The 12,620-nt window shown below is 70.5% G+C and carries 13 protein-coding genes; 6 read left to right on the top strand and 7 right to left on the bottom strand.

What is annotated here, in order from left to right:
- The gene (locus VJ693_RS01085) at positions 1-477 is read right to left on the bottom strand and encodes a 4Fe-4S dicluster domain-containing protein (RefSeq protein WP_324151612.1); all 477 of its coding nucleotides are present in this window, start codon (positions 475-477) and stop codon (positions 1-3) included.
- A gap of 216 nt (positions 478-693) precedes the next feature.
- On the opposite strand from VJ693_RS01085, the gene VJ693_RS01090 reads away from it, so the two are divergent.
- The 3 genes from VJ693_RS01090 (at position 694) to VJ693_RS01100 (ending at position 3,394) form a co-directional block, all read left to right on the top strand.
- Positions 694-1,815: a substrate-binding domain-containing protein gene (locus VJ693_RS01090; protein ID WP_324151613.1), complete on the top strand. Its 1,122-nt coding sequence runs from the start codon at positions 694-696 to the stop codon at positions 1,813-1,815.
- Between the two features lie 122 nt (positions 1,816-1,937).
- Positions 1,938-2,315, top strand: a complete 378-nt coding sequence (locus tag VJ693_RS01095) for a hypothetical protein (RefSeq protein ID WP_324151614.1) — start codon at positions 1,938-1,940, stop codon at positions 2,313-2,315.
- Entirely contained in the window at positions 2,312-3,394 is a 1,083-nt protein-coding gene (locus VJ693_RS01100; protein WP_324151615.1) for a hypothetical protein, read from the top strand. Before VJ693_RS01095 ends, VJ693_RS01100 begins: the two co-directional genes overlap by 4 nt.
- A 12-nt stretch (positions 3,395-3,406) precedes the next feature.
- Here the strand turns inward: VJ693_RS01100 and VJ693_RS01105 are convergent, their stop codons facing one another.
- The 4 genes from VJ693_RS01105 to VJ693_RS01120 are packed head-to-tail and all read right to left on the bottom strand — an operon-like array spanning position 3,407 to position 7,019.
- On the bottom strand, positions 3,407-4,417 hold the full coding sequence (locus tag VJ693_RS01105) for an XdhC family protein (protein WP_324151616.1): 1,011 nt from the start codon (positions 4,415-4,417) through the stop codon (positions 3,407-3,409).
- Between the two features lie 27 nt (positions 4,418-4,444).
- Positions 4,445-4,840 carry a hypothetical protein gene (locus VJ693_RS01110; RefSeq protein WP_324151617.1) on the bottom strand — a complete coding sequence of 132 codons (396 nt, stop codon included), beginning with the start codon at positions 4,838-4,840 and terminating at the stop codon, positions 4,445-4,447.
- A gap of 33 nt (positions 4,841-4,873) precedes the next feature.
- Entirely contained in the window at positions 4,874-5,422 is a 549-nt protein-coding gene (locus VJ693_RS01115) for a hypothetical protein (RefSeq protein WP_324151618.1), read from the bottom strand.
- 13 nt (positions 5,423-5,435) lie between these two features.
- Positions 5,436-7,019 (bottom strand): hypothetical protein, encoded by a 1,584-nt coding sequence (locus VJ693_RS01120; protein ID WP_324151619.1) that lies wholly within the window; start codon positions 7,017-7,019, stop codon positions 5,436-5,438.
- A gap of 246 nt (positions 7,020-7,265) precedes the next feature.
- Here VJ693_RS01120 and VJ693_RS01125 point away from each other — a divergent pair, with 246 nt between their 5' ends.
- Complete coding sequence (locus tag VJ693_RS01125; protein ID WP_324151620.1) at positions 7,266-8,915, top strand: rhodanese-like domain-containing protein; 1,650 nt, start codon at positions 7,266-7,268, stop codon at positions 8,913-8,915.
- 4 nt (positions 8,916-8,919) lie between these two features.
- On the opposite strand, the gene VJ693_RS01130 is transcribed toward VJ693_RS01125, so the two are convergent.
- Positions 8,920-9,528 (bottom strand): glutathione binding-like protein, encoded by a 609-nt coding sequence (locus tag VJ693_RS01130; RefSeq protein WP_324151621.1) that lies wholly within the window; start codon positions 9,526-9,528, stop codon positions 8,920-8,922.
- Positions 9,529-9,621: 93 nt separating this feature from the next.
- Between VJ693_RS01130 and VJ693_RS01135 the strand changes: the two genes are divergently transcribed.
- Positions 9,622-10,506: a LysR family transcriptional regulator gene (locus VJ693_RS01135; protein WP_324151622.1), complete on the top strand. Its 885-nt coding sequence runs from the start codon at positions 9,622-9,624 to the stop codon at positions 10,504-10,506.
- Between the two features lie 14 nt (positions 10,507-10,520).
- On the opposite strand, the gene VJ693_RS01140 is transcribed toward VJ693_RS01135, so the two are convergent.
- On the bottom strand, positions 10,521-11,642 hold the full coding sequence (locus VJ693_RS01140) for an FAD-dependent oxidoreductase (protein WP_324151623.1): 1,122 nt from the start codon (positions 11,640-11,642) through the stop codon (positions 10,521-10,523).
- Between the two features lie 120 nt (positions 11,643-11,762).
- Between VJ693_RS01140 and VJ693_RS01145 the strand changes: the two genes are divergently transcribed.
- On the top strand, positions 11,763-12,614 hold the full coding sequence (locus VJ693_RS01145; RefSeq protein ID WP_324151624.1) for a hypothetical protein: 852 nt from the start codon (positions 11,763-11,765) through the stop codon (positions 12,612-12,614).
- Positions 12,615-12,620: the final 6 nt, after the last annotated feature.

Consider the following 12,620-nt stretch of genomic DNA (forward strand, 5'->3'; position numbering starts at 1 on the left):
TCAGGAAGCAGCCGGCTGGTTGCCCAGCTTGTCGGCCCAGGCCTGCATCTTGTTCAGGCCGGTCCAGTTGGCATCGACGTAGGTGATGGCACCGGTCGGGCAGGCGATGGCGCAGGCGGGCTCGCCGCCGCACAGGTCGCACTTCTGCACCTTGCCGGTCTCCTGCACGTAGTTGATCGTGCCGAAGGGGCAGCTGATGGTGCAGACCTTGCAGCCGACGCAGGTGGTCTCGTTGACCTCCTTGGCGCCGGTCAGGGCGTTGACGGTGATCGCTTCCACCGGGCAGGCATGCAGGCACCAGGCTTCGTCGCACTGGGTGCAGGTGTAGGGCACCTTGCGGCCCGTCTCATGGAAGTCGAACACCTTGATGCGCGACTTGGCCGGGGCGAAGACGGCGTAGTTCTCGTAGGAGCACGCCATTTCGCACTGCAGGCAACCGGTGCACTTGTCCGGATTGATGTGAAGGCTCTTCTGCATGACCTCGCCTCTTTGCGATTGCTGACAGGCGCAGGGCCGCCGGGATTGGCACCCCACTTATGTGATCATCTTCATACCGGCTCCCCGCCGATACCTAGGCCTAACCCTAGTCGGGCCCGCGGGTTGTTCCAGGCTGGAACAGACGTGCACTGACGGCCGTCGCCGACGCATCGGTTATGGTCGATACCCTCGAAAGACAGGGCATCGGCGGCCTGCATGCGTGCACGTGGCGTTCACCTCCAGTACAGCTTCGAATCGGCCGGCCAGCGCGGCGCGGCGCTCGACAACCCCCTGTTCGAATTGCTCACCGCCGTGCGCGAGCAGGGCTCGATCCAGCATGCCGCGAAGGCCATGGGCGCCTCGTATAGACATGTGTGGGGCGCCCTCAAGCGCTGGGAAGAGGTGCTGGGCGAGCCGCTGGTCGTCTGGGTGCGCGGCCAGCCGGCGCGGCTGACGCCGTTCGCCGAGCGGCTGCTGTGGGCCGAGGCCCGCGCCCGCGCCCGGCTGACCCCGCACATCGAGGCGCTGCGCGCCGAGCTCGAGCGGGTGCTGGCCGAGGCGCTGGACGGCAGCCAGCAGGTGCTGACCGTCTACGCCAGCCACGACCTCGCGCTGCCGCTGCTGCGCGAGCACGCCAACACCACCGAGCGGCTGCACATCGACCTGCGCTTCGCCGGCAGCATGGATGCGCTGCGTGCTCTGGCCGAGGGCCGCTGCCTGGCGGCGGGGTTTCACGTGCCGCCGCTGGCCGAAGGCGGCAACCTGTTCGCCCGCGGCCTGAAGCCGCTGCTCAAGCCCGGCCGGCACAAGCTGATCGGCTGCACCCGCCGCACCCAGGGGCTGATGGTGGCGCCGGGCAACCCGCTGGGGCTGCGCGACCTGGCCGACGTGGCCGCGCTGCACGCCCGCTTCGTCGGCCGGCAGGCCGGCTCTGGCACCCGCCTGCTGACCGACCACCTGGTGGCGCAGCAGGGCCTGCCGGCGGCCGCTTTCGCGTCGACCACCCAGGGCCCGGAAGACAGCCACAACGCGGTGGCCGCCGCGGTGGCCAGCGGCGAAGCGGATGCCGGCATCGGGGTGCAGGCGGCCGCCACCGCCTTCGGGCTGGATTTCGTGCCGCTGGTGACCGAGGACTACTTCCTGGTCTGCCTGAAGGACACGCTGGAGCACCCCGGCGTCGTCAAGCTGCGCAGCGCCCTGGCCAGCCCCGGCTGGCGCGCGGCCCTGGCCGCCCTGCCCGGCTACGAGGCGGTCGGCGTGGCGGGGCAGGTGCTGTCGCTGACGCAGGCGCTGCCGTGGTGGCACTACCGGTCGCCGAAGGCGCACCGGGCGCCCTAGACAGCCCTGGGCAGCCGAGGCACGCAGGCACCCACTCGAATAGGTGGGTTCCGGTCGAGCCCATCCGATGGCTTCCACCAACTTGAGGATGCTGGCCGCCCACAGGTCGGACAGGCTATGGCATGCCTCTTTCGATTCGCTCCTTCACCGCCCTCTTGCCGGCAGCCTTCGCCTGGGTCGGCCTGGGCGCCTGCACTACGGTCACGGTGAGCAACGCATCGGTCACCAGCACCAGCCATTTCGGTGTCGTGGTGCTGAAGATCGAGCCAGGGCAGGACTTGGCGTCCGTCGTCGTAACGCAGGGTATCGGCCTGATCTTCGGGCTTCGCTCGGCGACGCTCGGCGTGCTGGCTGAAACCACCTTCCTGGCTCCGGATGGCCTCGCCTGCCGCGCCTTTCTGATCGTTTCAGGCCCGCAGGAAGCTGCCGAGTTGCGCCATGCCCTGGAGCAGCAGCCACAACTTTCTCGCATGTGTGTCATCAACAGGGAGCCAACATGAGCCATCGCCATCTCACCGCCGGCATTGCCGTCCTGAGCGGGCTGTCCGCGTGCGCGCCGCTTCAGCAGGCCCCGCTGGTCTATTCGTCGAAACTCGTCGTGGGCGTCGATGTGTCCGCCAACGTGGCGGAGAACCAGGGCGGATCCGTCAACATCGGCATCAAATCGATCGATTCGGCTTATGTGCCTGTCGCAGTGTCGAAGGAAATCGACAAGAAGGGCCAGGATCAAGAGAAGACGCTCGAGATCCGGCTCATCGAAGCCCGCTACGGAGAAGGCACGACACCCGAGACGTCCGACGAAGCGACCACCGCCGAACGAAATCGAAAGATCGACGCCTACTTCGCTGCAAGACAGGCCGCCGACGCCGCTGCCGCGGCCCAGACGGCTGCCGAGAACAAGGTCTCGGGTCTTACCAGCCTCGTGGCCCAACTCGACTCACTAAAGTCCGGCATTGTGACAGCGCAGGGCATGCTGGAGCCTCCCCCTTCGGCGGACAGCGCCGTCCCGGCCCCCAATCCGAAGGTCGAGGCATTGAAGCAGCGCGCCGCCGATCTCGACCGGCTCAATGCGGACAAGGGCGCCCACGTGACGGCACTCGTTCAGAGCGCCGATGGAACATTCAACACCAAGCAGGTGCTCATCGCCCTGGACGAGCGCATCGGCGCGCTGGTCAAGGCCAAGGCAGATGCCGAGGCCGCATTGCCGGAACTCAAGGCTCAACGGCAGTCAAGGGCCGATCAGGCACTGCAGGCAAAGACCGAAGCGATCCGTGTTGCCGGCCTGTCGCAGACCAACAAGACCGACGCGATGTCGGTTTACGGTCGGTTCGACAGCAACGGGACCGGCAGCTCGAAGGACGGCAGCGCCAGTCTGCTTGTCGGCAAGGTCTTTTCGACTGGGCTCGCCTCGCAAAATCTCACCGAAGCCGTGAAGATCGAAGCTCGTTCCCGCTGCATCGCCAGCGGGTTCGACACGGCGAAGTCCATCACCGAAACCGCCGCACGCAACGCGTTCCTGGATGGCCTGGCAAGAATGTGCTCGGTGCAAGGCGGCGCCGGGAACGGCACTCCCAAGTGACACCGGGCCGATTCAGGCCACGCAGCCGGCCGGCGGGGGCAGCCCGCCGGCGCCGATGAACACCGGCTCGGGGATGCGCCAGCCATAGCGTACGGCGGTGAGCTCGGCCAGGATGCTCACCGCGATCTCCGGCGGCGTGCGGGCGCCGTTCTTGATGCCCACCGGCCCGTGCAGCCGGGCCAGCTCGCCTTCGCTCAGGCCGAAATGCTCGGCCAGGCGCTGCTTGCGCTTGGCCTGGTTCAGCCGCGAGCCGATCGCGCCGACGTAGAAGGCCGGCGAGCGCAGCGCCTCCATCAGCGCCAGGTCGTCGAGCTTGGGGTCGTGCGTCAGCGCAATCACCGCGCTGTGCGCATCGGGGGCGAAATCCTGCACCGCATCGTCGGGCATGTCGCGCACATGGCGCACCCCCGGCAGCGGCTCGGCCAGCGCGTATTCCTCGCGCGGGTCGCAGACCGTGACGCCGTAATCCAGCGCCTGCGCCATCTGCGCCAGGTACTGGCTCATCTGGCCGGCGCCGACGATCAGCAGGCGCCAGCGCGGGCCGTGGGTGGTGACGAGGCGCTCGTCGTCGAGCACCACCACGTCGGCGGCGCCGTCGGCCGGCGCCAGGGTCACGCGCCCGCTCGCCAGCTCCAGCGTCCGCCGGACCCGCTCGCCGGCCACGAGCCGGGCGAGCAAGGCCTCGATCTCGCTGTGCGCCCAGAGCGGCTCCAGCACCAGCTCGAGCGTGCCGCCGCAGGGCAGGCCGAAGCGCACCGCCTCGTCGCCCGACACGCCATAGCGCACCACCTGCGGCGCCTCGGCCGCCAGCGCGTGGGCCCGGGTCTTGTCGATCAGGTCATCCTCGATGCAGCCGCCCGAGACCGAGCCGGCGATGGCGCCATCGTCACGCACGGCCACCAGCGCCCCCACCGGCCGCGGCGCCGAGCCCCAGGTGCGGGTGACAGTGCCCAGCACCACGCGCCGCCCCTCGGCTCGCCAGGCCACCACCTGACGCAGGATGTTCAGATCGACGTTGTCCATGCGGCGGCACTGTAGTGCCACCGGCAACTACGCCACCTTGATGGCCTGAAATCTGGCGTTGACGTCGTTCGCCAACGCCAGCACCGCGGCGGCGGTGGCCTTCTGCTGCGTCAGGATCGCCAGTTCACCCGCCAGGGCCACGATGGCGCTGACGTCCTCGGGCTCCGGCGGATGCATGCCGATCGTGCCATCCATGTAGGCCAGGAAAGCCCGCTCGTTGGCAGCCGCCTCGTCTTCCAGCCGCCGGCGTTCGAGGACGAGTTCGTCGAGGCTGTCGTGGTCGAAGGTCACGGCCTGGATGCGCTTGAGCGCGATGATGGCATCGCCCAGCGCGTTCGAGGTGGCGATGAAAGCGTTGGTGATGCGCTCGTTTTCCTCCTGCGTGGCGGTGTCCAGCGCGGCAACGGCGTCTCGTGTGGCCATGGGCTGCTCCTTGGGGCGGTTCGCTGCGGCTCGCTACGGCTTCTCGGCCGCGCGCAGTGCCGCGAGCTCCTGGTTGAGTTGCTTCAGGTAGGCCTGCGTGAAGGCCAGCCATTCGGCCGGCGTCAGCTCCTGCGACAGGACGAGGAAGGCCTTGCGCGTCTCGGCCAGGTTCGTGACGTTGGCCTGCACGGCCGGGCCGGCGGCGTCGACGAGCTTGCCCTGCAATGCCTCGAAGGCCTGCTCGGCACGCTCGCGCGACTCGCGGCTTCGATCGGCCAGCTCGTTGATCAGCTCGATCTGCTGCTGCTCCCTGGGCAGCCCGGCTCTGGCCGCGATGAACGCGCGGAAGTCGCCGGCGCTGACGTCCTCGATCTCGCCGCGGGCCAACTCGCGCACGATGGCCTCGCGGCGCTGATAGGCCTGGGTCGCGCGGTCGACGAAGGCGCTGGTCTCGGCCTGGGCCTTGTCGGCCATGACCGCCCCTTGCAGCGCCAGCTCGCGCGCCGGCCGGGGCGTGCTGCAGCCGGCCAGCAGCACGATGACGACGCATGCCGCGAAACACGGAATCCGAACGGTGTTCATCTGGCGCGCCTCCTCAGTTGCCCACGTTCACGCCGATCATGACCAGCCCGAAACCCTTGAGGAATTCGGCCAGCTCACCCGGCTTGATGCCCTCGGCGTGGTACTCGGCGATCACCGCGGCCATGTTCTTCATCAGGCTGCCCCACTGCGCCGCGGCGCTGCGGGACTCCAGCATGACCAGCTCGTCGGTCGTGCCGTTGTAAGCCAGCTCGAGCTCGGCGGCCCGCGTGCGCTGGTGCAGCACGACGTCGAAGTACAGCGCCAGCGACTCGTACAGCGCCGCCTGCCGGCGATTGCCCTCTTCGCTGTCGGCCACCGCTTCACCGAGGCTGCGATTCAAGTCGACGGTGGCGCCCCTGGTGTTCGCCGCTGGCGGGCCGAGCGCGCGGCGCGCACGGGCCAGGGCCTGCAGCTCGCCGCGAACGGCTTCGAGTTGCTGCTGGCGCAAGGCGGCGCGCCGCTCGAGCAAGGCCGCCCGGGCCTCGTAGCCCTCGACCGCCAGGCGCTGCTGCTCCAGCGCCAGCAGCATCGGCGCCAGACGGGGCTTGCGCACCCGTGTGATCAGCGCATCGGCATCGTCGGCCACCGCGGGGATCAGGCGCACCAGCCCGACCGCCCGGGTCTGCTCCGGGCTGAGGGTGGAGAGGTCCGCGCTGCCGGTCGCCAGGGCGCCGACCACGGCATCCAGCGCCTGCAGCCGGGTCAAGGCCTCGGCGTGGCCGAACGCATCGGGGCTGAGCCCGGCGCCCTCGCGCAGCGTGCCGATGGCCGACTGCAGCGTCGCCGCCGCAGTGGCGAGCCGCGCACTGGCGGTCGCATCGCCGCTCTTCGGCGTGGCGGCTTCGACCTCGGCCTGGTAGATCCGGGCGGCTTCGTCCAGTGCGTCGCGGTGGCGCGCCAGGGCGCTGCGATAGCCCTGCGCCCTCTTCGCCGCCTGATCCTGCAGCCCGGCCACGCGCTGCAGTTCGCCGCCGGTTTCGCCGGTGACCGGTTGGACCGCCGCGGCAGCCTTGCAGCGCTGGATCAGGTTGTTCATCAGCAACTGGGCCGATGACCGCTTGGCGGTCGCGACCGTGACCAGTATCTCGGGCTTGATGACCCCGTGGCTGTCCACCGAGGCCCGCGCGCTCGCGCAGTCGGCGAGCTTCATCTGCGCCGTGCTGTTGAAGGTCCGTAGCGCGCCGGCCACCTGGCTGTCGGCGTGCTCGTCCTCCACCACGCCCGCCAGCACGGCATCCAGCGCCGGTGCGTCGAGCCGGCGGCCGACCAGGCGCTCGATGCGCGTATCCAGCAAGGGGCCCACGTAGCGAGTTTCGAGCGTGCCGTCGCCCGCCGGGCCGCGGCTGGCCACCTTCGCGATCTCGAGCTGGCGCTGCGTGGCCGCGCGCGCGCGCAGGGTCTCGAGCTCGACGGCGCGCAGCGCGGCAAAGCGTTTGTCCAGCTCGTCGACGACGCCGCTGAAATCCAGCTTGGCCGTGGCCTCCGTCAAGGCCTGGCCCTGCTTGTCGCGCGCCTCGTTGTAGAAGGGCGATGTCGCGCAACTGCACAGCGCGACGACGGCGGCCATCGCACCGGCACTGCGGATGTACTGCTTCATGGTTTCCCTCCGCATCGAGCCACCCGGAAGGCGCTCGCGGACGCATTCTGAAACGGGTTGCCTCGCGCGTCCACGCCGCACGTCGTCAATCGAGAGGATGGGCGAGCCGCACCCTCCGGCGCCGCTCGCGCGCGGCGCGCCGTGGCTCGGCAACCCCAGGCTGCGGCTCGTCGCTTTCCGCTCGCTTGCGCCACACCGGCGGCGGCACAGTGCCGCGTCCGGTCGGGCTTTGCGAGAGGAGACACCATGCTTCGAATCCTGCGCCGTTGGCATCCGCTGGCCATGGCGGCTTGCCTGTGCTGGCTCCTGGGCGCGTTGCCGGCCAACGCGGACCCGGGCCACCCCAGCCGCCTGGTCGACGCGGCCTGGCTGCAGCAGCACCAGGCCGACGTGCTGGTGCTCGACGCCTCGGTGACGCCGCAGCACCGGGCCGGGCACATCCCCGGCGCGGTCAGTGCCGACCTGTATCGCTACGGCCCCAACGAGCCGACCCGGGCCGCGATGGAACAGCGCCTGCAGTCCTGGGGTGTCAGCCCGGGCCGGCGCATCGTCGTCTATGACCAGGGCGCCGACATGATGGCGGCGCGGCTGTTCTACGACCTCTACTACAACGGGGTTCCGGCCGACGACCTGTTCGTGCTCGATGGCGGGCTCGCCGGCTGGCGCGCTCATGGCGGCGCCGTCACCCAGGAGCCGACGCCCGCGCCGGCGCCGGGCAGCTACCGCATCACCGCCGTGCGCGAAGAGGTGCGCTCGCGGCTGCCGGAGTTCCTGGTCGCCTCGGGCGACCCCGGTGCCAACGCGCTGGTGGAGGCGCTCGAGCCGAACTCCCACTTCGGTGCCACGAAGTTCTTCGACCGGGCGGGCCACGTGCCCAACGCGATCCTGCTGCCGCACGCCGACTTCTTCAACGCCGACAAGACCTTCAAGTCGGCCGACGAGATCCGGCGCCTCGCCCGGTACGTCGGCATCCGGCCCGATCAGGTGGTGCACAGCCACTGCGGTGGCGGCGTGGCCGCGGCCGTGCCGTGGTTTGCACTGCGGTTCATCGCCGAGCAGCCCAAGGTCAAGCTGTACCTGGAGTCGCAGCGCGAATGGTTGCGCGACGAGCGTGGGCTGCCCTTGTGGACCTACGACGCGCCGCAGCTCGAGCGCGCGCCGGCCTGGCTGGCCGGGTGGAACGCGCCGATGCTGCGCATGTTCGGCGCGGCGCAGATGAACCTCATCGACGTGCGCTCGCCCGAGAAATATGCGCAGGGCCACGTGCCCTTCGCGCTGAACATCGGCGCCGACACCTTCCGCGCCCACCTCGGCCGCCCCGAGGAGCTGGCCGCATTGCTGGGCCCGGCGGGCGTCAACCCGGCCTACGAAGTGGTCGTGATGGCCGAGAGCGGGCTGACCCCCGGCGCGGCGCTGGCCTTCCTGGCCTTCGAGCAACTCGGGCACCAGAAGGTGTCGGTGCTGATGGACTCGGTCGATGAGTGGGGCTTGCGAGGCTCGGAGCTGACCCGGCAGGCCACGGCCGTCGGCGCACCGAAGTCGCCGAAGGACATCGCGGTGCCGGCGGCGACCTATGCGGCCCGGCCGCGCACCGGCTTGATCGTCGCCGACCCCAAGGGCACGCGCGGCGAGTACCCGAAGGTCTTCGTCGCCTCCGGCAAGGCAGTACCGGCGCTTCTGCCCGAGGGGCCTGTCGTGCGGCTGCCCTACACCGAGCTGCTGAAGGCCGACGGCACGCCCAGGCCGGCCGCCGAGCTGTGGACGATCATGAGCAAGGCAGGGGTGCCGCGCTATGCCGAGATCGTCCTCTTTGCCGACGACGCGGCGGAGGCCGCGGTCAACTACTACGTCTTCCGACTGATGGGCTGGCCGGACGTGAAGGTGTGGGTGAACTGAGCGCTCAGCGATCCAGCCCCTCGGCGCGCCGTGCCGCCTGCACCGCCGGGCGGGCTGCGACACGGGCGAGGTAGGCCTTCAGGCTCGGGTACGGCGTGAGCGGGATGCCGAGGTAGTCGCTCCAGCTCACGATGGTGTAGGCGTAGGCGTCGGCCACGCTGTAGTCGCCGGCCAGGAAGTTGGTGTGCGCGAGCCGCGCGTCGAGCTCGGCAAAGCGCTGCGCAAGCTTGTCCTTCACCGCGCGGCGGGTCGAATCGGCCGTCTCCTTGTGCCACAGCCAGGGGCTGAAGACCTTGTGCAGCTCGGTGCTGACGAAGGCCAGCCACTCGGTCACGGCCAGCCGGCGCGCGGTGCCAGGTTCGCCGATCAGGGCCTGCGCCGGGTCCAGGTCGGCCACGTGCTGCAGCAGCGCGGCAGCCTCGGTGTGGCGCGTGCCGTCGTCGAGCTCGAGCAGCGGCACGTAGCCGCGCGGCGCGATGTCGAGGTAGCTCGATCCATCGGCCAGTTGGTGCGTGGCCAGGTCGACGGCGGCGGTGTCGAATCGGGCGCCGACCTCGTGCAGCGCGATGTGCACGGCCAGCGAGCAGGCGGCGGGAGCGTAGTAGAGCTTCATGCGGTTTCCTCGTGACAGGGGTTTCGGGAAGAGGTGGGGTGGCGGCACTGTAGGATTGCGCCGGCGCCTACGAAATAGGCATGGATGAAATCAATGAATGCATCGACGCAATACCGGCTGAGTGCGCCGGACCTCGAGGTGGTGCTGGCGATGGCCCGCACCGGCACGCTGGCCGCCGCCGGCGAGCGGCTCGGTGTCGATGCGTCGACGGTGTTTCGCTCGCTGCAGCGCATCGAGCGGGGCCTGGGCCAGGCGCTGTTCGCGCGTTCACGCAGCGGCTACCGCGCCGGCGAGTTGGCGCAGGCGCTGGCCGAGCAGGCCGAGCGCATCGAGACCGCGCTCGAGTCGGCCCGCTCGGCCGCCCAGGCGCAGCCCGAGCAGGTGTCGGGCACGGTGCGCATCACGACCACCGACACGATCCTGCACGGCCTGGTCGCGCCGGCGCTGAAGACGCTGCACGCCGAGCACCCGTTGCTGGGCTTCGAGCTGCACGCCGCCAACGAGCTGGCCAGCCTGACCCGTCGCGACGCCGACATCGCCGTGCGCGCCACGCGGCGCCCGCCGCCACACCTGGTGGGCCGGCCGCTGGGGCCGATCCGCGTCGCGCTGTACGCCGGCCGCAAGGGGCCGGTCAAGCGCCATGCCGATGTCGAGGCCGGCCGGGCCGTCTGGGCCGGGCCCGACGATGCCCTGCCCGACCATCCCTCGGTGGTCTGGCGCAAGCGCCACTTTCCGAAGGTGCAGCCGGCCTACCGCGTCAACAGCATCCTGACGGTGATGGAGCTGGTCGCCCAGGGCCTGGCCGTCGGCGTGCTGCCGATCTTCCTCGCTGAGGGCCGGCGCGAGCTGCTGCCCTTGACCGAAGAGATCGCGGAATGCCAGACCGAGCTGTGGCTGCTGGCGCACCCCGAATCGCGCCACCTGCGCCGCGTGTCGACCGTGTACGCCCACCTGGCCCAGGCGCTGGCGCTGGCCTGAGCGCGACCTGATGGTCAGGGCCGGCGTGGCGCGAGGAGGCTCTCGCTGATCCCGGCGTCTCTCAACGCCGCCGGCAGCGGCCGGCCTAGCGCGAGGCAGGCGCAGGCTTCGCCCATCGCCGGGCTGGTCTGGATGCCGTAGCCGCCCTGGGCGGCGACCCAGAAGAAGCCCGGCGCGTCGGGCGCGAAGCCGCCGACCAGGTCACCATCGGCGACGAAGGAGCGTAGCCCCGCCCAGGTGCGCTTCGGGCGGCGGATGCGCAGCGTGGTGGCCTGCTCGATGCGGTGGATGCCCAGCACGATGTCGAGTTCTTCGGGCTGCACGTCCTGCGGCTCGACCGGGTCGGCGTTGGCGGGTGAGCCGAGCAGCAAGCCGGCATCCGGCTTGAAGTAGAAGCTCTCGTCGGCATCGATCACCAGCGGCCAATCCGCCGTGGCCAGGCCCTCGGGCGGCGTGAACAGGAAGGCCGAGCGCCGGCGCGGCTCGATGCCGATCGGTGCGACGCCGGCCAGCGCGGCCAGCTGGTCGACCCAGGCGCCGGCGGCGTTGACGAGCAGCGGCGCGCGCCAGGATTCGTCGCCGGCACGGACCTGCCACTGCGAGCCGACACGCTCGATCGCATCGATCTGCACATCGCACCGCAGCGCGCCACCTTGTGCCCGCAGGCCACGCAGAAAACCCTGGTGCAGCTCGTTCACGTCGATGTCCGCGGCCGCCGGATCGAGCATGCCGATGCGTGCCGCCGCGGGCTCGAGCACCGGCACCATCGCCTGCAGCGCGGCCGTGTCGAGCAGGCGAAGCTCGCCGGAATGGGCACCGAGCTCGGCGTACACCCGCTGCACGGCGGCCGCCTGCTCGGCCGAGCCGATCATCAGCATGCCGCGCCGGTGCAGCAGCGGGTGCTGCGCGAAACCAGCGGGCGCGGCGGCGAGGAAATCGCGGCTCGCCCGCGTGAGCGCCCGCACCTGCGCCGAGCCGTAGCCCTCGCAGAACATGGCCGCCGAGCGGCCGGTCGAGTGCACGCCCGGCTGGCCCTCGCGCTCGAGCAGCAGCACCCGCGCATGCGGCGCGAGAAAGTAGCCCACCGAGGCACCGGCCATGCCGGCGCCGACCACGATCGCATCCCACTCGTTCATCTGGCGTCCCGTCCGACAAGCACCCGCGGGGGGCACCGACACGCGCCGGCCCGGCGGCTGCCTAAGCTGGCTTCATTGTGTCTCGATGGGCCCGATGTGCCGAAGCCGATGACGACGCCGATGACAACGATGCTGCGTGCGGCGATCATGCTGTTCGCCGCACTTTCGGGCGCGGCGTGCTGGGGCGAGGGCGCCCTCGCGCTGCGCGATCGCTACGCAGCCTTGCAGCCTGCGCTGGCGGCGAGCCCGTTCGGGCGGCCGCTGCTGCTGCAGGCGGGCAGTTCGTCGACCCGGGCGCAGGGCGACGTCTACGCGCTGGTCGACCACCCGTTCACGCGGGTCGCCCCGGCCCTGCAGGGCCCGGCCCACTGGTGCCAGATGCTGATGCTGCAGTTCAACATCAAGCGCTGCGCACCCGGCGGCCAGCCGCCGCACGAATCACTGGAACTGGCCGTGGGCCGCAAGGCCGACCAGCCGGTGAAGGACGCATTCGCCCTGCGGTTCGTCTACAGCGTGCTCGCAGCGCAGCCCGACTACCTCTCGGTGCAGATGAGCGCGGGCGAGGGGCCGCTCGGCACGCGCGACTACCGCCTCACGCTGCAGGCGGTGCCGGTCGACACCGGGCACAGCTTCATCCACCTGTCCTACGCGTACACCAACGGCCTGGCAGCCCGCCTGGCCACCGATGCCTACCTCGCGACCTTCGGCCGGCGCAAGGTCGGCTTCAGCATCGTCGGGCGCGACCCTTCGGGCGAGCCGATCTACGTCACGGGCATCCAGGGCGTGGCCGAACGCAACGCGATGCGCTATTTCCTCGCAGTCGATGCCCACCTCGACGCACTGAGCGTGCCGCGCGAACGGCAGACCGACAAGCGCCTGCGCGAGTGGTTCGCCGAGACCGAGCGCTACCCGCTGCAGCTGCACGAGATGGATCTGGACGACTACCTCGCGCTGAAGCGGCGCGAGATGTGAGCCGCG

It is taken from the genome of Ideonella sp., from assembly GCF_035254525.1.
Taxonomy (GTDB): domain Bacteria; phylum Pseudomonadota; class Gammaproteobacteria; order Burkholderiales; family Burkholderiaceae_C; genus Ideonella.